We start from the raw sequence: 17,707 nt of genomic DNA on the forward strand, positions 1-17,707 counted from the left end.
GATTCCCTTATTCCGTTAGAGATACAAAATCGGTAAAGTGGATTTTCCATCTTACATTTCCGGAACGCGAAGAGAGCCTAGTCGTTTCATGTGCAAATAGATATTTATGAAAGGCGTTGACTACCTTTTCATCTACTCCCTCTTGGCCCGGGTCCAAGATTGAATAATAGGAACGAAATTCGCGAATGATTTTTGAAAGAGAAGGCTTTAGAAAACGCAAAGATAGCGCGAGGTAGTCAATGCCAACCGGACTAAAGACACGGCCCATTGGCCAAATTTCAGAAGTGATTCCAAGTTCTACTCGAATTTTGGCCTCCAAATCGCTAAAATCCAACTCATCAAAGATTTCCGCAAATCGTTGTGGTTTTGAATCAGCAGAACGATCAGCCTCCATTCGGAAGACTCCACCTCGAAAACGATGAGAATTGAAATCTTCTACATAATCACTATTGATCAGTATTGACTCTACGGGGAAAATCTTTGCATTAAAATAGATGCGGTCAGTCTCGAAACTAGGCGCTTGGTTTTGTTGGGCAGGCTTTTTGATCTCATTAGGTAAAGCTCCACCTAAGTATTGCATGTCGGTTGAGAAAATATAGATAAATTGTTTGTTCGCAAACATAATTGGCCTTGCGAAAAATAACTTTCCTGTTTCCTTTTTTGGCCTTGGCTCTGGAAGTAAACTCGTACCTTCGATGGCCTCGGGGATATAATGGCTCAAAATTTCGATAAACTGATGTACAGCGGACATTTCCGGACGATTCAAAGACGAAGAAGGAACTGTAAATGTCTCCGTAAATTGAATGTAAGGTGAGTGTAAATTGTCTACATAAATTTCCCCATCCTTATTCTTACCGTCCAAGTCAGAGAGTTTTTTATTGATTTGTAGAAATTCTTTCGGAATCATCGTTTCTCTATTTTTTTGATCCTATATTCAAAAGGTTTTAGACCAGGAAAGGGAAACCAAGTTCTCTTCATCGAGTGGTTCATGGTAATTTGGTAATCAAAGCGTTTTCCCTGCCTTGTCTGTCTTTCCACAGACCGACCCAAAAATGAAAAGGGAACTTTTGCATCTTTTAAAATTCTTCGGTATAACAAGATAAAACTCTCCGGACTTAGAGAAGTTCCTATATAATAGACCTTTCCCTTTCCAAATTGATTGGCACAGATTGCTGGAGTACCTTTGTAAAATTTTTTCGCATCGGAATATGTTGCAATTACCTTTGCTGTCTTTGGCTCCAACAATTCACAAAATTTATTTCCTTTCATAGGAAACAATCCCATTCTCAATTTAACTTTGTTATTGCCAATAGCCTCAAATTGATGTACCTCCAGTCCAGCTAATTCACGAAATACTCCTGGAACTGGTTCCTCAACCATCCAATGTTCTTTGTCTTTGATCCCAGCGCGGTAACCTAAAACAAGGATGCCTCCGTTTCGGACATAGGCCTTTATTCTCTCTACTTGCTCCTCTTCAAACATCGTATATAGCGGCAAGCTAATGACTTTGTATTGGGATAAATCTGCATCAGTCCGTATAGGCAAGGAATGAGTGTTTACATTGAGTAGATTGGATGCGGCAAACCAAGTTGCGTATTCGATATCGTAGCCTACTTTTGCAAAGGGAACGGGTTCGAATTTTAATCCATCGGATAGAGGTTGGTGTTTGTAATTGCGAACATTTTCGATGTCGTGTAAAATCGCGACAGGCGCAGGAAAGGGAACTCCAGCCACATCCTCTGCAAATTCTCTGATTTCTTGTATCGTTTTCTTTAATTCAAAAAATTTCTTTGTCTTATGTTTTCCATGGTCAAGAATTCCGTAACAAAGTTGTTCTTGTCCAAACCTTGCTGTCCGATACCGAAAGAAATATACCTGGTCTGCTCCTTGTACCACAGCTTGGGTTAACCATAAGCCAATCTGCCCTGGTGGTGGAAGGTAGCCCAAAGTATCATGGCCTTGAACGCCTGAAAACTGTTCCATCACAGTAAAGGATTTGTTTTTTAAACCGCGCGCATACTGGAGTGTCGAGGTAACCAAAGGGTGTGGGTAAGGTTCGAGTTGGTTTCCCCAAACAGGATAATTGTCCCAAGACACAAAATCCAATTTCTGGAATAATTTATGCATATCAGTCACGGCTAAAAAAGGAGAAGGAAACAAATTGGTAGTGATGGGCGATTTTGAATATTGTTTCAATATATCCGCTTGCATATGGATGTAGGAGATCAATTCATCCGATTGGAATCTAAAATAGTCTTGGATCATAGCCGGGTTGAAATTGCTAGCTAGGTGATTTCCAGGGATTGGGATTTGATTCCAATGGGAATACATAATCCCCCAGAATACGGACCCCCAACTCTTGTTAAGCGAGTCTAATGTCTTATATTTTTGTTTTAACCAAATTCTGAAATTCTTTTCAGCAAGGAGAGAGTAATCTTGGTCTGATCCTTCATGACCAGGTTCATTGTCGATCTGCCAGGCCAAAAGAGAAGGATGCTTTCCATAGTGTTTAGCCATGGCACTCACAATCCGTTCACTTGCCTTTCTGTATGCGGGGGAAGAAAAAGATGCCTGGCGTCTCGTTCCAATAATCCTCCGAATCCCGGATTTGGAAACTTGGACAATTTCAGGGTATTTCTCAAACAACCAAGGCGGGAAGGTAGCGGTGGGGGTCCCTAATATAAAAGTCATCTTCCGACTTTCAATTTTTTTTATGATACGATCAAAAAACCGGAAATCAAATTTACCTTCTTTGGGTTCCATCAATGCCCAAGCAAATTCAGCAAGGCGCACTGAACTTAAACCCATCTCTTGCATGAGATCCAAATCCTCGTCCCAATCCTTTTCGGTCCATTGTTCTGGATAATAATCTACACCAAAGATCATAAATTTCCTTTTTACGATTGCCTAATCGAACTTCCAGGTCAGATTGCTTATGAAAACCTTTGTTTCAATCAAATAATGAACGACCAAGTGATTTTGGGAATAGTACCCCATAAACATTTTAGATTTTCTCTAGCAAACCTCACCGATACCTGTCAGGAAATCATCAATTTACACCAATTAAATCCTGAGATGTCTGTATTTTTATCAAAGACGATTTTAGGAGCTTTGTTCCTCGCCGAGATGACCAAAAACCAACAAAGAGTTAGCATCCAATGGAAAGATGAATACAATAAATCAGCTCTTGCCTACAGCGATCGCTACGGCCACATCAAGGCGGTTGCCTATGGCGAACTATTTGAAGAAGGAGATATTCGGAATCAGTTTATTCTGGGCAAAGGGATCATGAAAGTTATCCGTTGGCAGGTTGATTCTGACTTTTACCAATCTTTCACTAACTTGGAAGAGGATACTTTCGAACATAATTTCGCTAAGTATTTGAATGAATCAGAGCAAATCAAATTTGTTTTTGGGATGGAAGTTGATAGGCTAGCAAATTCTAACAAAGTGAACCAAGTGCTGGGTGTTATGTTTGAATCTTTGCCAGAGGCTAGTGAAGAAGATATCGCCTTTGTCAAAAATAGATTGGATGAATTGTTTAAGAAGGAACATTTCTGGAAATTTAGTTTAGAGGAAATGATATCAGAGATTTCCATACAATTGAGCGCTGAACTAGTCGTACTATCGACAGAAGAACCAGGTTTTCATTGCGATTGTTCTCGGTTTAAAGTTTCCGAAATCATTTTATCCTTAGGAAGAAAAGAGGCAGATTCTATCATTGAGGATGTGGGCGAAATCGAAATTACATGCGAGTTTTGTAAGAAGGCTTACCAATTTAATACGGAGGATGTATCCAATCTATTTCAAGATGAATGAGGTTCATATTCTCGCATCCGAAGCTGATTTTCAAAAGGTAAGTTCTGCATTTCAAAATTACCTTGATAACATTTTGAAAGTTACCGACACTGTTTGTTTTTTATTGAGTGGCCACATGGGCGCAGGCAAAACTACTTTTGTGCGAGAGATTTTAAAGTCGATGGGTTCCAAAGACCAGGTCAATTCTCCAACCTTCAATTTACACCAGACCTACGAGGCTAAAAACACAATCATACATCATTTCGATTTGTATCGTATCCATGAAGAGGAAGAAATCTTCCAACTAGGATTTGAAGAGCTTTGGGGGAAGGAAGGTATCTCTTTTATAGAATGGTGGGATCGCGCATCCCATTTGCTTCCGAAAGAACATTGTTATGAGATACTGATATACTCGAACCATCCAGAAGTGCGAGAGTACATCTTTCGGGAGAAGAAGCTATGAAGGTTCTTTGTTTTGATGCATGCCAAGAATGGATACTTGTCTCCCTATACCAAGTCCACACAATATCGACTGGAGAAGTAAGGATACAAGAGATAGATACGTTCCAAGAATATTGTCCCAAGGAATCATCTCACCGGCTCATTTTAGAAATCCAAACTATCCTGCAAAAAAATAAAATAACCAAACCAGACCTTTTGATTTGTACGATCGGTCCAGGATCCTTTACGGGAATTCGGATAACCGTTAGCACAGGAAAGAATCTCTCCCAGTTATGGGAGATTCCTGTTATGGGTGTGAATTCCCTTGAATGTTATGCTAGTTTCTATTTCGCAAGATCAAAATCGCCCATTGCGATACTCATCGATGGGAAACAAAGTCGCTATTATTTCTCGACTAAGACAGAAACGCAATTTTCGTCAACTTTAGATATTAATATAGAAGAAATCAAAGAAGTTCTCTCACAAAACAAGAATACAGGTATACATGAAATCTATTATTCAGGAAAAATACCTACAGACCTCAAACAGAAGACCATCCGAATCGAAGAAAATTTACCGAATCTTCTACCTTGGCTAGAACAGATTAAAAACGATTTGGCCAACGCCAATATAGAAACATATAATTACAAAGCATTGAATGCAAATTACATTCGACCAAGCTACGTGATTACCAATAAAACAAATGGACATTTATAAATTTCAAAAAAATATCATCGCCTATCTTGAATCTAAATCGGGAAAAGAAGTAAGCCGTCAGGAATTAAAAAATAAATTTTTGGATTTAGTTGAACGAAAAGCCAAAGACAAAAAAAATCTTTCCTCGAAAAAGAAAACAAAAGAAAAACCAAAATCCTCAAGACAAGAACTCTCCGATATCTTTAATCAATTGATTTTCTCTTTGGAAAAAGAAGGTCTCTTAGAATCGCACAAAAAATCCATCCTAGTGAAAAATCCGTTTCGTTTTTTTGGTCGGATTTCTATTTCCAAACGCGGCGAGGGATTCGTACGTCTTGCATCAAAAAGTGAAGTCTTCATTCCACCTCCATTCATCAATACTGCGATCAGCGGAGACAAAGTTGAAATTTTACCATTAGGAATAGGCAAAAAAGATCGATTTGAAGGTGAAATCACCCAGATCGTCCAGAGAGGACGAGAGCTCTATCGATTGAAAGTGAAAGAAAAAACTGGTAAATTTATTTTCGGTTATTTCCTCGATATGTTAGGTGAAGCTAAAGAAGGTGTGATTCATTCAAAATCACTACTTAAAGATATTATAGATTCTATTCAATTAGATGATGTCCTGATTGTGAAATTAAAGGATGGTGCGTCTTCAGAGAACAATGTTTACGATGTTTCTTTTGTTCGATTCGAATCGGACACCAAAGAAGATCCAGATTTAATGCGAATCTTGATGAAATATGATTACCAAATACAATACCCTGATGATATTCCTTTACATTTCGAAGAAGAAGTTAGTGAAAAGACAATTCAAGATTGGAATCATAGAACAGATTTACGAGACCTATATACAGTGACTATCGATGGTGAAACTGCGAAAGATTTTGATGATGCAATTAGTTTCGTTGATGAAGGGAATAAAGTCAGAATTTGGGTACACATAGCAGATGTATCCCATTATGTAAAAATGAATTCTTCTCTGGATTTGGAGGCATTTGAACGAGCCACATCCGTCTATCTCGCAAATCGGGTTGTTCCTATGCTTCCACCTATTCTCTCAGAAAATCTTTGTAGTTTAGTCTCTGGGGTAAATAGATGTGCCTTTACTGTCGAAATGGAAGCTAGCCATGCAGGCGATATCTACAATGCAAAATTTTACAAATCAATTATTAAAGTGAATCAACGCTATACGTATGAGATGGCTGAAAAAGAAATTTTGGAAGCGAATCCAGAAAATTGGATGTATCAAATTTCTAAATTTACGAATGCATTGAGAGAGAAAAGGAAACAATCCGGTAGAATAGATTTAAATTTAAAAGAAGCTTCCCTTTCATGGAATAAAGAAAATAAAACAACGGGAATCGAAATTCGAGAAAGATTAACAAGCCATCTTTTAATAGAAGAGTTAATGTTATCAGCAAACTTTAAAGTAGACGAATTTCTCAGAAAAAAGAGTGCCCCTACACTCCATAGGATTCATGAGGCAATGGATGAAGAGAAATTGGAAATGCTAAATCAGTTTTTACAATTGAATTCTTTTAATTTCCGAATTAAGGATACTTCCTATCCAGAATTGATGAAAGCCTTACAATCTATTGGTGAAGGTCAAACAGCAAAAATATTTAATTATTTATTATTGAGAAGTTTTATGCAGGCCTACTACGGGGGTGAATCTTTAGGACATTGGGGTCTCGGTTTTAAGGATTATTGTCATTTTACTTCACCGATTCGTCGTTATCCGGACCTAGTCGTGCATCGTGTACTCGATGCAATTTTAAAAGAGGAGAAACCTCCTTACTCTCCTACAGAGATAGATGCTTTGGGACTACACTGTTCCGATGAAGAGCGAAGAGCCGCAGACGCAGAGAGAGATATTTTAAAGATTAAGTCCTTTCGTTATTTGGAATCAACAGGCGTACAGGAATTTTCTGGCTATATCATAGGAATCAGACCATCACAAATTTTCATAGAACTCTCTGATTCCAATTTAGAAGGTGTTTTAGATAAATCAGAATTTACGGACGAATTTGAAGTATTGATCAAAAATGATTTTTCTTTTTATTCAAAGAAATATTCAAAAATATTTTTTATAGGTGATGAAGTCAAAGTCTCCTTGGATAAAATTGATTATGAAGAATTGAAAGTATTCTTAAAATTGAAGTCCTTTAAAAAATGAAACTAGTCTAGCTCAGATATCTTCCAAACCTTTCGAAAGAAAGGCTTTCCATTCACTTTAATCTCCTTTATTTTTTGGATCACTTCTCCCTCTGAAAGATTAAATTTTGATAAAACATCCCTATTTAGGCTAACTTGCGAATGGGTTACCCATTTTATTACGGAGCTCCTGTTTCTTTCTTCCTTGGGTAAAAGATCGGAAAGATGAGTGAAAAATTCTTTGTGGGTAAGTACGCTCGCTCCAGAAACCTCTGGCATAGGAGCTGCTCCATGGTCTGCCGTAACAAATAGTAAGAACGAATCACCATAATGAGAACGAAGAAAATCAAAAATGCGCCTGACTTCTAGGTCTGTTTCTTCTAATATTTTTTTTGCTTCTTTAGATTCCCAGCCGTTTCGATGTCCAACTGCATCCGTCGCCTTCAAGGTCAGATAAACTAAATCGGTGATACCATCATTAGCTAAATTTTTATCAATGATTTCCGTTTCGATCATTGCTCGAAAAAGTTCCCCATCCATTTTTACTTGGTATTCGGATGCTTGAAAGTAAGAGAGTTTCTGTTGAAACTCAGATCTGTTCTTTGCGCGAAATTGGCTGTTGATACGATTGGAATTTTTAAGGTAGTATTCATAGAGTTGAAAGGATTCTACCACTTTTGGCAACTGATAAGCATCTTGGAAAGTAGCCCACTGCAATGATTTTCCATCCTGCCAAAGAACGATATCTTTATCCCTTTGGATGCCATCTTGAGTGGAACCGCCAGCTAAGGATCCATGACCAGCCATACCAATACTTGCTCTAGCCGCATAACATTGACTAATGATAACTGGTTTATTGTTTTGGAACACATCCCATTCATCAGCTAAAGTATTCACGCGCATGTCAGATAAGTTCAAACGATCCTCATTGGCCTCATAAGCCTTGCGAGCCTTCACTTGTCCCTCTTGGAAAAAGTAGACTTCATTTGAATGAATGCCCATATCTTTAGGGAAGCTGCCAGTACCGATTGCGGCATGTCCTACTGCCGTGTGTGCTTCTAAGTGCATAACTTTAGCATTTGGAAAATAGGCAGATTGCAGGCTAAGCTCTTTCAAAAATGGATAGGAATGTTTATGTGTTCGATAAAGTTGAGTACCGGCTTGGTCAATCACTATAGTCACAATGATTTGTGGTTTCTCATTTGTTTTTATGAATATTTTTTCATAGTTTTTGAGATCCAAGGAATTCGAGAATTTGAAACCAAGGAATTTTGATGCGATTCCAGGGATATGTTGTTGGTAGATTTCATCAGGATACACACCCCTTCGCACCCAATTCGGTCCATAAATCCAGATTGGAATTTTATAATCATAAGGATAATGTGTATAATGTGAAGTATAATTGACTTCTTTGGAAAAATCTTTGGTATCCTCATTGATTCCCCAAGATTGTTTTAGGTCGTCCAAGGAAATTTCATGCTCTATTAACATATCTTTTAGATCATCAATATTATAATTGGAAACTTGGAAGGATTCTCTACTATGATTATCAAAAATGTAATTTGGAAAGGGAACTAAAATCAGATCTGTATCTTTTTGTATGGAATACTTGGCTGCCTCTTTGTATTCTCTCTCCCACAGGCAGTTTAAGTGTAGATTGATAGTGAGGAAAATTACTATGAAATATAAAAATCGACTATGGCTCATAGGTGTACTTATCCTTTTCCTACAATGCGGTACTTTCTCCTTTCGAAATCCTTCTCGGTTTATACGATTAGGAGTGGTGGGAGATATTATGTGCCACAGTTCTCAACTAAATGTTTATCATAACAAAAAGACAAATTCTTTTTCAGCCGACCAAAGTTTCAAATATGTGTCCGAACGATTACAATCTTTCGATTTACTTTTAGGAAATTTAGAAACCACAATTGTTCCAAAGTCCGCCGATTATTCTGGATATCCTCGGTTCGGAGCACCGATTGGATTCTTAGAATCCGTTCAGAAGGCAGGATTTCATTTATTGTCTACAGCTAATAATCATTCTGCGGACAAAGGAGAGATCGGTATCGATTTTACAATAGAATCGATTTTTAAATTAAATATGATTCCTCTAGGCACTTTTTCCTCGGAGAGCGATTATACGAAACGTAGGCATGTTAAAATCAATAAAAATGACCTTCAAATTTCCATTTTCAACTACACTTATTCAACGAATGGTATAAAGGTTCCAAAAGGAAGAATAGTTCGTCTATTAGATGAGCAACTTATTGTAAGTGACCTTGCAGAAGCAAAAAAAGATAGATCTCATTTAATCATAGTCTGGTACCACTTTGGAAAGGAGTATTCCGAGGAGCCAAACGATGAACAAAAACGATGGGTGACTTTGGCGCTAGAAAATGGAGCGGATATCGTATTGGGAGGACATCCCCATGTCGTGCAAAGATTCGAGAGGCAAGATCATAAGTTCATTGCCTATTCGTTAGGTAATTTTCTTTCAGCACAAAATCATCCTTATACAGATGGAGGTGTGATCCTAGACTTAGCCATAGAAATTACGGGCGAGCAAAAAAAAATTGTATCTATAGATTTGATACCTGTTTGGGTAAAGCCTGGGTCTTATGAAATCATTCCTATTCATGATTTTTTAGATGGGAAAGTACCGATTGATTTGACTCGGCAAAATGTTCTAAAGCTGAAACAATACCATCAGAAGTGGAAGCAAATTATGGAAAGAAATAGACTTTAGAGTTCATTCAAAATCTTTTCGATTCCTAAACCTTCCCTTACGACGGACATTGTATCCAGTGTACAGTCTAGAATGGTGGAAAGTTCTATTTTAACAATACCACCATCAATGATTGCTTCTACCTCTTTTCCATAGATATTCTCTAAATCATCGATATCTATAATGAACTCATCATCCGTCATGGCAGAAGTAGAGGTTAAGGGAGCCTCGTGTATGTCCAGCAAAGTTTGTAGATAGATATGTTTAGGAAACCGTATGCCAATGTGTCTATCTTTGTGATGGTTAACGGAGTATTTGGGTAAATTTTTGTTTGCTTTTAAGATAAACGTATAGGGACCAGGTATGATTTTTTTCATCAATCGATATGTTGGATTGGGTAAATATTCAATCATTTGTGAAGCCATTGAAATATCTTTACAAAGCAGCGACATAGGTTTATCTTTGGGAAGTTTTCGCAATCTATAGAGGGATTCGACGCCCTCTTTAGATCTAGAATCAGCGATGATTGCGTAAACGGTATCAGTGGGAAATATGTAAACACTTCCCTTCCTGAGATTTTCTGAGATCTGTTTTAGTTTCCTTATTTCAGGATTTACAGGATGAAGATAATCGATCATCTATTGAGCACTTAGCCCACCATCTATCACAAGAGTTTGCCCTGTCATATAGGATGAAGCATCGGATACTAAAAATAAAGTAGCTCCTAAAAGCTCCTCTGGTTTGCCCAATCTTGCCATGGGAATCCCAGCCAATACTTGAGATATAATGTGATCCTTACTTTTTATCATATCTGTCATGTCGGTATCGATCAGACCAGGGCAAATAACGTTCACTCTGTATCCTGAATTACACCATTCAATGGCCAATGCTTTTGATAAAGCTATCACACCGCCCTTCGCGCCCGAATATACAGAAGCCAATTTTGAGCCTATCATCCCAAGTACTGATGAAACATTGATAATATTGCCACCATCTTTTTTATGGTGTTTGTAATAGGCCTGGCAGGTCCTAAAGACTCCTACATAATTTGTTTGGACAATATCCTGCAACTCGACCTCTTTAAAGCCTGAGGCCGGCGTATTGGTGGCAATGCCTGCATTGTTTATCAAACAATCTAGTTTGCCGTGTTTTTCTCGAATCATTCCGATAATGCGAAATGCATCTGTCTCAGAGCGAACATCCATTACTTCACCCGAAATGCCAGATTGGCTCATCCAAGTAATGGACTCAGGTCTTGATCCCGTACCATAAACGATTGCGCCTGCTTCCAATAGACCTAATGCAAGTGACTTGCCTATACCCCTGCTTGCGCCGGTAATTAAAACTGTTTTTCCTTTTACATCGAATAGATTCATTTAATTTCGTGATTGGCCGGATAACAATTGCTATTTTCCGGTTGTGTCTCCTCTAAAAGTTTTTTATAATCTAAATTTCCGTCATCTGTCACGAGATCTCTTCTAATATAATGAGATCCATTTTCATAATAATCAGCGATAGGGTTACACTCGTCGATATCATTCTTTTCTCGGCAACTAACACGGATGAAAAATTTTCCGTAGGTAATTTCACGATTTTTCATAAAATCTCCGAATGAATTGCACTCACTCAATTGGATCACTTTGTTTTTACAAGAGACTAAATTGAATAGTGAAAGAAGAAAGACGAATCGGACAAGCCAGGACATTATGGTAATAGTTTCGGACTTTCAGTTTCAAAGGCAAGAACTTGTTTATACTTTGTAGTCGTTCACCAAGAAGAAGAGAAATTTTGAAATCATTAGACCTTTCGTTCGAAATTCGACCCACCGATATCGACGAATCAGAAATTGAAAATGAACAGTATCTAACTTACCTGGAACGCATTTCCAAAAGTAAGATCCAAGCACTGACTCAATTTTCTTTCGACGATCTACGTTTGGCTAGTGACACAATTGTTGTTTTTGAAAATAAAATACTCCACAAACCAAAAAATGAGATAGATGCGATAGAAACTTTAATGATGCTTTCGAATACCCAACACTCAGTTTTTTCCAGCTGCTATATGGAGGGTCCTTTTGGGTCAAGTTTTCATTTTGAGGAAAGTCGTGTTTTGTTCCATGATTGGGGTCGGAAAGAATGTGAACGCTACATACAAGAGTATAAACCATTCGATAAGGCAGGTAGTTATGGGATCCAAGATGTGGGTGGCCCTGTTAAGTCTTTTGAAGGCTCTTATCTGAATATTCTTGGATTTCCTATGCGGAAATTTTTGTCACAAATCGATGTATGGAAAGGCTATTTATAGGACTAAGCGTATAGATTCACCAAATCTCCTGGTCGATAGTTTGCACTATTGTCCAATGTAGATTGAATAGAATCCGCTTTTTGTTTGGTTTGAGAATCTGGATATTTGGGTCTGTAGTCGTTTGCTTGGATGGACTCAACCTTCTCGACGGGACGATTTGAAAATGTGGGGGCGACATAAGTAAGGGGCTCACCAAGACCTGAAACTCTTGCCACTGCACTCGCTATATCCATATTGTGATTATCGCTCCTGAATAAGGAAAAGTTTACATAAATCAGAGAAAATGGAAACAAAAAAAAATCCGAAAGAATTTCCCTCTCTTTTTGAACTTCTCAAACTGACCGCAATCGATTTGCCTCCAGTATTTGTGTATGTAGGAGAGGATTCCTTCGAGTACGAGATTGCGGTAGACCACTACAAAGAAAAATTAGAATCTTTAGGTAATCAATTAGACATCATTGTCATCGTTGCCGAAGGGGGAGAATATGAACAATTCTTTGCTGACTTGTTTACCCCTGACATGTTCTATCCGGACAAACTCATTATTCTTAAGAATGGTTCACTTTTTTTTAAACCTCTTCTCGAAACCAAATCAAATTCAGAATTCAAAGACTATATAGTTGGTTTCCAAAAGAATATCTCGCAATTGGGAGATAATGTACATTTATTGATTCATTATGACCAAAAGGATTTACCTTCCTCATTCCAGACTCTTTTTAAAGGCGAATACGTTTATTATAAACCAAAACCGATTTACCCGCAGGATGCGCCAAAAGTAATTCGAGAAGTTTTAGACCAAGAAAAGGTACAAATGGAAGAAGAAGCCTTCCATGAATTTTTACATAGAATCCCTGCTAACTTAGGCGCTTACTTAAAGAATATCAGAAAACTAAAAGCTATCTTCAAAAAGACAAAGTTTACTCTAGCAGACATTCATTCTGCTTTGTTCACACAAAAAGAAATGAATGCGACTGCTTTGGTAGAGAGTCTCTTGCAAGGTAAAAAAGCAGACTACTTCAAGGAGTTTACCAAATTCAATGATGACAATAGTGAAATTTTACAATTCTTGACACGTTGCTTATATAAACTTGATGAAATCCGAAAAATACGTATCATCAAATCCAAACACAATGGCGAGGTGCCTATCCCTATCATGGATGAAATCTTAAAAACTGGATCTTTCTCTGAAGCAAGAAAGGGCTTTATGAGAAAACAATTACTCGCAGAGGCAAAACATTTCACCGATAAATCAATCAACCAACTGTATGATTTATTAATTGAAATGAATATGAAATTTAAATCAGGATTACGAGACGAAGAAGGAAGAGTATACTTTATTCAAAAATCTTTAGCTATGTTTCAATTGATTCATTCATCTTCTAAATGATATTCCTTTATCTTTCTATACAAATTTCTTTCTGATATCCCGAGTATCTCTGCCACTTTTGCTCGATTACCATTTAACACTTTTAGATTTTCTTGGATGATTAACTTTTCATAGAGATCTAATTTGATACCTGATTGAATAGGTACTTTAAGTTTTTCTCTTTTGAATAGATGAATTGGAAACTTTTGCAATTGAATCCGTTTAGATGTACAAAATGCAACGAGGGAATAAACCAATTCCTTCAAGTCATGGAGATTGAAATGCTTTGCATTGGATGTAAAGAAATATAAACAATCTTCATCGAATCCTAAAATTGATTTTTTTAACTTTCTATTGGCTTCCTCCAAAAATACATTTAGGAATAGAGGAAGGTCTGCTGGCCTTTCCGATAGACTTGGAATCTTAATTTGAAAGGCTTGCAATTGTGAATACAATTGTTTCTCCTTGGAATTTTCATTTTGGTTTTCAATTCGCTCTCCAGGTAATTCCCAATAAAAATGAAAGTTCTCTGGCAAATCATATTTTGTTTCTTCCCACCAACGGATCCAAAAGTCAGCAATCCATGTATCCGCAAGGTGAAAGTTTCTAAAAATAACGGTGGATGGATTTTTTGGTTTTATCTCTTTAAATTCTTTTAAAGAGAGATCAAAAGATTCTTTCCCATCAAAAATATATTTTGCTTTGTTCGCAAGAAAACCTTTGAGCTCTAAGGACTTATCAATCCAATACGATTTCCCACAACCACTTCTTCCGACCATCACGATAGGAACCTGAGATTTGGAGAGCTCTATTAGATTTAGTTTTGCGATTTTAGAATGTGAATCCTCAGCGATCCAGTCAGATTCATTGCCTTTTTTTGACATCTGTGACGATACCTTGCAGATACCCTGAAAATTGTTTAATTTTGTTTTCTTCCATAAATCTTTTTGCTTTCGATGGGAGAATCGTGAGACTTTTAGGATAAGAAATGTTAGGTCTTAAAAAATCTGTTTCTGCTTCGCTATTTGAAAACCCGTTTGTGGAAAGTGAATCTAGATAAACGGAGGTAGACACGATATATTCTTTACCAACTTGCAATTTTTTTTCGATTGGTACTTTTAACCAAAGCGTTTCTCCGTAAGTCTTAAATAGGACTAGTTGATGATTTGAGGAAGGATTCATCTCTTCATATAAATGTGCACCAACAAGAGTTTCTATGTCTGTCTTTACTTCACTTTTTTCTAGTACCCTTTTCTCTGATATTTTTTCATAGGCTTCGGCCATATTATAGCTAGTCACTACATCTACAGCCGCTCTTACGATGGAGGCATCCCATTTTTTAAAACTTTGGTTGGATAAATCGAAGGGTGGTGAAAATTCTTCATTTGTTGAATACAAATCAAATTGATTTAAATATATATACTTGTACTCATCATCAAAACCCAATCGTTGGAATTCCGTAATTCCCAATAGTTTTGATGATGTAATTCTTCCTAGTTTTTGTAGATCCCGAATAAAATCGTATTCACTATGATTTGGAACAATGATGTACGTCTGAACATCCATCTGCTTTAATTCATTTAATGCTAGTTTAAATTCTGACATCTTACTCTTTATAGAGGAGGAAAGGAGTAGAAAAATTTTTCGTGAGCTCTTTTTCCCTGAAGTAAGTTTTAATCGAAGTTGCTGGATGGCTTGGAGGACGGAATCCGCTTGGTTCGATCCATTCCAATTCACTTCTTCATATATTTTTTTTAATTCATCATGGTCCGTAGAGCCAGTGATAGTAAGTGATTTATTTTTTCTGACAAAGGTAGCACCTAATAGAATGGATTGATTATTCAAAAGTACATTGATCAGTTTGGTGAAATCCTTACGGTAATAGGCATACGCACCATTCACATCAAAGAAAAAATGGATTTCACTCACTTTATCAGTTTCACTACCTCTTGTCTGGTAGTATTTCGGAGAAAGAAACCGAAAACATTTCTCAACATGTTTCTCTATAGACAAAAGGAAATTTGTATTCAATTTTGAATTGATCGATTTGTACTGCTTTGTTCTGCAGTTGTAAATTTGTGTTTCGATTAACGTTGGTTGTCCGAAATCCACGATATCATATGAGACAAAATTACTTTCAAACTCTAAACAAAATCGATCAAATTGATCAGGGCTTAACCGAGATTGAATTGTGAAGTTTTCTTTTATTAAAAATTTTTCTACAATACCCCCTTCTGTTATGTCGGTATAAAAATTTCTCCTTAGATAATGACGGCTAAGCCTTGAGATCTCTTGGGATGCCAGTTCTTTGGTTCCCAAAATTTGTGGTACTTCCCCAGAAATGTAGGAGTTGAGAACAGTCACTTCCTTTGCCGAAAGCAAAACAGGGTTGAGTAGCACGAGTGATAGGAGTAGAGTGTAAAAAGATCTGGAACTTCCCACCGAGCCAAGGCAAACCAAAAAAGAAAACTTCTGTAATGAGACTATTTTCTCCATCTCCGAGCACGATAAAATGTCAGAGAAAGGATTGACAACCTGATTTCTTCGAATACAAATCTTACGGAAAGGAGTAGATTCTTTATGAAGAAATCACTTATCATTAGCATCTCCATGATCGCGTTTGTCGTTTCCTGTGGATCCAAGGATGCGCGAAGAGATGCAACGACTGTTGGAAAAAACGGTTGGATTTTTGAAGGTTGGGCATGTGCCCCTGACGCTGCAGCAGCCAAAAGAGGCGAAAGCCCGGCTGAATACTGTAAAGGAAAGGAAAAAGAATTTGATTATCTATACATGAAATTTTCCGCTAGGGCATCAGACAAAGCTATTAAGCAAAACTCTGTAGCCATGAAACAATCTACATGCCGCGAAGCTGCTAGATTGCAAGTAGCTGGTGATGGATTGAAGAAAATCTTAGGTGAATACTTAGAACAAGCTTCTGGTGTTTCCGACGGTCAATCTACAGGTTCCGTAATCGTTTCTGAATCAAAAGGATTGATTAAAGGCATCGGAGTCTATGACTGCTGTTCTCTTAACAATGAAACTGGTATTTGTGCAAACGAAGGTGAGCCTGAGACTTGGGAAGAGTGCCAATGCGTTGGTTATATGAAGTATGCGGGTGGCCAAAAAGCTCTCGAGTCAAAAGCACAATCCGTATCTCAGTAAGTTAACCTTACTCTAAAGATAAAAAACCTCCGTTGAGCGGAGGTTTTTTTTTATACATACGATTCGCAGTTTAGAGATAGGCTTTCCGTTTTTAATTCTCCTTGTCTCTCGTCTGGGTGCAACAAGCCAAAGTATAAATTTTCCAAAAACTCATTAACAGAAGTCATCTGTAACATTTTTGTCTTGAGATCGGTGGGAAATGACAATGAATCCAAGTACTTAACAAAGTGCTTTCGAAATAAGATCAATGCATACTCATCCTCAGATCTGTAAAAATCTAACATAGATTCGAGATGTTCTTTCATAGTTCGGAATATCTCCCTTCGGTCCTGGTTTGATTTTGAAAAATTATGAAATACCCAAGGATTCCCGATGGCTTTTCTTCCAATCAATACAAGATCAACTTTATATCTATCCTGAAGCGATAATGCTTCTTGGTAAGTGGATACATCTCCGTTTCCAAAGATGGGTACCTTTGCCAATGATTTTATCTCACCGATAACATCCCAATTTGCTCTACCAGTATAGGCCATGGCCTTTGTTCGACCGTGGACAGAAATAGCCTGCACACCAGATTCTTGTAAAACATGAACTGTTTCTTTGTAATTTAAATTATTTTCATCCCAACCGATTCTGATTTTCGCCGTGACAGGTACAGACAATGATTTCCGCATTCCTTCTATCATGTGGGAAGCTACCTTCAAATTTTTAAGCAAGCCAGCACCTGAACCGTGGTGAGCTACTTTGGATACAGAGCAACCCATGTTGAGATCTATCACATCTGGTTGCAGCGTTTCTATGATTTTTGCAGCCTCAATGACTGTATCAGCTTCGGAACCAAAAATTTGAAAGAAAATCGGACGTTCCATCTCTTTGAAACGGAACATGTCGATGGATCTTTGGTTTCCTTGTACGATCTGTTCGGTAGAAACAAATTCAGAATAAGAAAAGGCAGACCCTAATTTTCGAGTGATCTGCCTATAGGGGCTATCTGATATGCCCGCCATAGGGGACAAGGCAACGTTTCCGTAGATGCAAACGTTACCTATTTGAATCAT

At 37.6% G+C, this 17,707-nt stretch carries 18 protein-coding genes; 8 read left to right on the plus strand and 10 right to left on the minus strand.

What is annotated here, in order from left to right; genetic code table 11:
* Positions 1 to 7: 7 nt before the first annotated feature.
* Both DI060_RS14460 and DI060_RS14465 read right to left on the minus strand, forming a co-directional pair.
* Positions 8 to 907: an LIC_10030 family protein gene (locus DI060_RS14460; protein WP_108977661.1), complete on the minus strand. Its 900-nt coding sequence runs from the start codon at positions 905 to 907 to the stop codon at positions 8 to 10.
* Entirely contained in the window at positions 904 to 2,886 is a 1,983-nt protein-coding gene (locus tag DI060_RS14465; protein WP_108977662.1) for a beta-galactosidase, read from the minus strand. The genes DI060_RS14460 and DI060_RS14465 overlap by 4 nt, the downstream gene beginning before the upstream one ends.
* Positions 2,887 to 2,961: 75 nt before the next feature.
* Here DI060_RS14465 and DI060_RS14470 point away from each other — a divergent pair, with 75 nt between their 5' ends.
* From DI060_RS14470 to DI060_RS14485, 4 genes are read left to right on the plus strand one after another with little or no spacing between them, the layout of a single operon-like run.
* Positions 2,962 to 3,819 carry an Hsp33 family molecular chaperone HslO gene (locus tag DI060_RS14470; protein ID WP_108977663.1) on the plus strand — a complete coding sequence of 286 codons (858 nt, stop codon included), beginning with the start codon at positions 2,962 to 2,964 and terminating at the stop codon, positions 3,817 to 3,819.
* Positions 3,791 to 4,261 carry a tRNA (adenosine(37)-N6)-threonylcarbamoyltransferase complex ATPase subunit type 1 TsaE gene (gene tsaE, locus DI060_RS14475; protein ID WP_209452053.1) on the plus strand — a complete coding sequence of 157 codons (471 nt, stop codon included), beginning with the start codon at positions 3,791 to 3,793 and terminating at the stop codon, positions 4,259 to 4,261. Before DI060_RS14470 ends, tsaE begins: the two co-directional genes overlap by 29 nt.
* Positions 4,258 to 4,956 (plus strand): tRNA (adenosine(37)-N6)-threonylcarbamoyltransferase complex dimerization subunit type 1 TsaB, encoded by a 699-nt coding sequence (tsaB, locus tag DI060_RS14480; protein WP_108977665.1) that lies wholly within the window; start codon positions 4,258 to 4,260, stop codon positions 4,954 to 4,956. Before tsaE ends, tsaB begins: the two co-directional genes overlap by 4 nt.
* Positions 4,943 to 7,114, plus strand: a complete 2,172-nt coding sequence (locus DI060_RS14485; RefSeq protein ID WP_108977666.1) for a ribonuclease R family protein — start codon at positions 4,943 to 4,945, stop codon at positions 7,112 to 7,114. Before tsaB ends, DI060_RS14485 begins: the two co-directional genes overlap by 14 nt.
* A 2-nt stretch (positions 7,115 to 7,116) precedes the next feature.
* Here DI060_RS14485 and DI060_RS14490 read toward each other — a convergent pair whose 3' ends face one another.
* Positions 7,117 to 8,799 (minus strand): alkaline phosphatase family protein, encoded by a 1,683-nt coding sequence (locus DI060_RS14490; protein WP_108977667.1) that lies wholly within the window; start codon positions 8,797 to 8,799, stop codon positions 7,117 to 7,119.
* On the opposite strand from DI060_RS14490, the gene DI060_RS14495 reads away from it, so the two are divergent.
* On the plus strand, positions 8,771 to 9,838 hold the full coding sequence (locus DI060_RS14495; protein ID WP_108977668.1) for a CapA family protein: 1,068 nt from the start codon (positions 8,771 to 8,773) through the stop codon (positions 9,836 to 9,838). The genes DI060_RS14490 and DI060_RS14495 overlap by 29 nt on opposite strands.
* Here DI060_RS14495 and DI060_RS14500 read toward each other — a convergent pair.
* From DI060_RS14500 to DI060_RS14510, 3 genes are read right to left on the minus strand one after another with little or no spacing between them, the layout of a single operon-like run.
* Positions 9,835 to 10,455: an L-threonylcarbamoyladenylate synthase gene (locus DI060_RS14500; protein ID WP_108977669.1), complete on the minus strand. Its 621-nt coding sequence runs from the start codon at positions 10,453 to 10,455 to the stop codon at positions 9,835 to 9,837. The two genes, DI060_RS14495 and DI060_RS14500, sit on opposite strands and share 4 nt — an antisense overlap.
* Positions 10,456 to 11,193 (minus strand): SDR family NAD(P)-dependent oxidoreductase, encoded by a 738-nt coding sequence (locus DI060_RS14505; RefSeq protein ID WP_108977670.1) that lies wholly within the window; start codon positions 11,191 to 11,193, stop codon positions 10,456 to 10,458. It lies immediately after the preceding gene.
* Positions 11,190 to 11,417 (minus strand): hypothetical protein, encoded by a 228-nt coding sequence (locus DI060_RS14510; protein ID WP_244594427.1) that lies wholly within the window; start codon positions 11,415 to 11,417, stop codon positions 11,190 to 11,192. The genes DI060_RS14505 and DI060_RS14510 overlap by 4 nt, the downstream gene beginning before the upstream one ends.
* 146 nt (positions 11,418 to 11,563) lie before the next feature.
* Between DI060_RS14510 and DI060_RS14515 the strand changes: the two genes are divergently transcribed.
* Entirely contained in the window at positions 11,564 to 12,121 is a 558-nt protein-coding gene (locus tag DI060_RS14515; protein WP_108977671.1) for a Maf family protein, read from the plus strand.
* A 2-nt stretch (positions 12,122 to 12,123) separates the two neighbouring features.
* Here the strand turns inward: DI060_RS14515 and DI060_RS14520 are convergent, their stop codons facing one another.
* The gene (locus DI060_RS14520; RefSeq protein ID WP_108978151.1) at positions 12,124 to 12,354 is read right to left on the minus strand and encodes a hypothetical protein; all 231 of its coding nucleotides are present in this window, start codon (positions 12,352 to 12,354) and stop codon (positions 12,124 to 12,126) included.
* Positions 12,355 to 12,404: 50 nt separating this feature from the next.
* Between DI060_RS14520 and holA the strand changes: the two genes are divergently transcribed.
* Positions 12,405 to 13,508 (plus strand): DNA polymerase III subunit delta, encoded by a 1,104-nt coding sequence (holA, locus tag DI060_RS14525; protein ID WP_108977672.1) that lies wholly within the window; start codon positions 12,405 to 12,407, stop codon positions 13,506 to 13,508.
* Here holA and DI060_RS14530 read toward each other — a convergent pair.
* Both DI060_RS14530 and DI060_RS14535 read right to left on the minus strand, forming a co-directional pair.
* Positions 13,490 to 14,371 (minus strand): helix-turn-helix domain-containing protein, encoded by an 882-nt coding sequence (locus DI060_RS14530; RefSeq protein WP_108977673.1) that lies wholly within the window; start codon positions 14,369 to 14,371, stop codon positions 13,490 to 13,492. The two genes, holA and DI060_RS14530, sit on opposite strands and share 19 nt — an antisense overlap.
* On the minus strand, positions 14,352 to 15,983 hold the full coding sequence (locus DI060_RS14535; RefSeq protein ID WP_108977674.1) for an LIC10012 family protein: 1,632 nt from the start codon (positions 15,981 to 15,983) through the stop codon (positions 14,352 to 14,354). Before DI060_RS14535 ends, DI060_RS14530 begins: the two co-directional genes overlap by 20 nt.
* An 84-nt stretch (positions 15,984 to 16,067) precedes the next feature.
* Between DI060_RS14535 and DI060_RS14540 the strand changes: the two genes are divergently transcribed.
* The gene (locus DI060_RS14540) at positions 16,068 to 16,649 is read left to right on the plus strand and encodes a lipoprotein LipL21 (RefSeq protein WP_108977675.1); all 582 of its coding nucleotides are present in this window, start codon (positions 16,068 to 16,070) and stop codon (positions 16,647 to 16,649) included.
* A gap of 50 nt (positions 16,650 to 16,699) precedes the next feature.
* On the opposite strand, the gene DI060_RS14545 is transcribed toward DI060_RS14540, so the two are convergent.
* Positions 16,700 to 17,707 carry a tRNA dihydrouridine synthase gene (locus tag DI060_RS14545; RefSeq protein WP_108977676.1) on the minus strand — a complete coding sequence of 336 codons (1,008 nt, stop codon included), beginning with the start codon at positions 17,705 to 17,707 and terminating at the stop codon, positions 16,700 to 16,702.

The organism is Leptospira ryugenii, assembly GCF_003114855.1.
Taxonomy (GTDB): domain Bacteria; phylum Spirochaetota; class Leptospiria; order Leptospirales; family Leptospiraceae; genus Leptospira_A; species Leptospira_A ryugenii.

Excerpts from the sequence above, each read along its gene's own strand:
- DI060_RS14500 (WP_108977669.1), bottom strand. The coding sequence starts at position 10,455 with ATGATCGATTATCTTCATCCTGTAAATCCTGAAATAAGGAAACTAAAA.
- tsaE (WP_209452053.1), top strand. The coding sequence starts at position 3,791 with ATGTATCCAATCTATTTCAAGATGAATGAGGTTCATATTCTCGCATCC.
- DI060_RS14465 (WP_108977662.1), bottom strand. The coding sequence starts at position 2,886 with ATGATCTTTGGTGTAGATTATTATCCAGAACAATGGACCGAAAAGGAT.
- DI060_RS14460 (WP_108977661.1), bottom strand. The coding sequence starts at position 907 with ATGATTCCGAAAGAATTTCTACAAATCAATAAAAAACTCTCTGACTTG.
- DI060_RS14485 (WP_108977666.1), top strand. The coding sequence starts at position 4,943 with ATGGACATTTATAAATTTCAAAAAAATATCATCGCCTATCTTGAATCT.
- DI060_RS14505 (WP_108977670.1), bottom strand. The coding sequence starts at position 11,193 with ATGAATCTATTCGATGTAAAAGGAAAAACAGTTTTAATTACCGGCGCA.
- DI060_RS14535 (WP_108977674.1), bottom strand. The coding sequence starts at position 15,983 with ATGGAGAAAATAGTCTCATTACAGAAGTTTTCTTTTTTGGTTTGCCTT.
- DI060_RS14530 (WP_108977673.1), bottom strand. The coding sequence starts at position 14,371 with ATGTCAAAAAAAGGCAATGAATCTGACTGGATCGCTGAGGATTCACAT.
- DI060_RS14510 (WP_244594427.1), bottom strand. The coding sequence starts at position 11,417 with ATGAAAAATCGTGAAATTACCTACGGAAAATTTTTCATCCGTGTTAGT.
- DI060_RS14520 (WP_108978151.1), bottom strand. The coding sequence starts at position 12,354 with ATGGATATAGCGAGTGCAGTGGCAAGAGTTTCAGGTCTTGGTGAGCCC.
- holA (WP_108977672.1), top strand. The coding sequence starts at position 12,405 with ATGGAAACAAAAAAAAATCCGAAAGAATTTCCCTCTCTTTTTGAACTT.
- tsaB (WP_108977665.1), top strand. The coding sequence starts at position 4,258 with ATGAAGGTTCTTTGTTTTGATGCATGCCAAGAATGGATACTTGTCTCC.
- DI060_RS14470 (WP_108977663.1), top strand. The coding sequence starts at position 2,962 with ATGAACGACCAAGTGATTTTGGGAATAGTACCCCATAAACATTTTAGA.
- DI060_RS14495 (WP_108977668.1), top strand. The coding sequence starts at position 8,771 with ATGAAATATAAAAATCGACTATGGCTCATAGGTGTACTTATCCTTTTC.
- DI060_RS14540 (WP_108977675.1), top strand. The coding sequence starts at position 16,068 with ATGAAGAAATCACTTATCATTAGCATCTCCATGATCGCGTTTGTCGTT.
- DI060_RS14490 (WP_108977667.1), bottom strand. The coding sequence starts at position 8,799 with ATGAGCCATAGTCGATTTTTATATTTCATAGTAATTTTCCTCACTATC.
- DI060_RS14545 (WP_108977676.1), bottom strand. The coding sequence starts at position 17,707 with ATGATTCAAATAGGTAACGTTTGCATCTACGGAAACGTTGCCTTGTCC.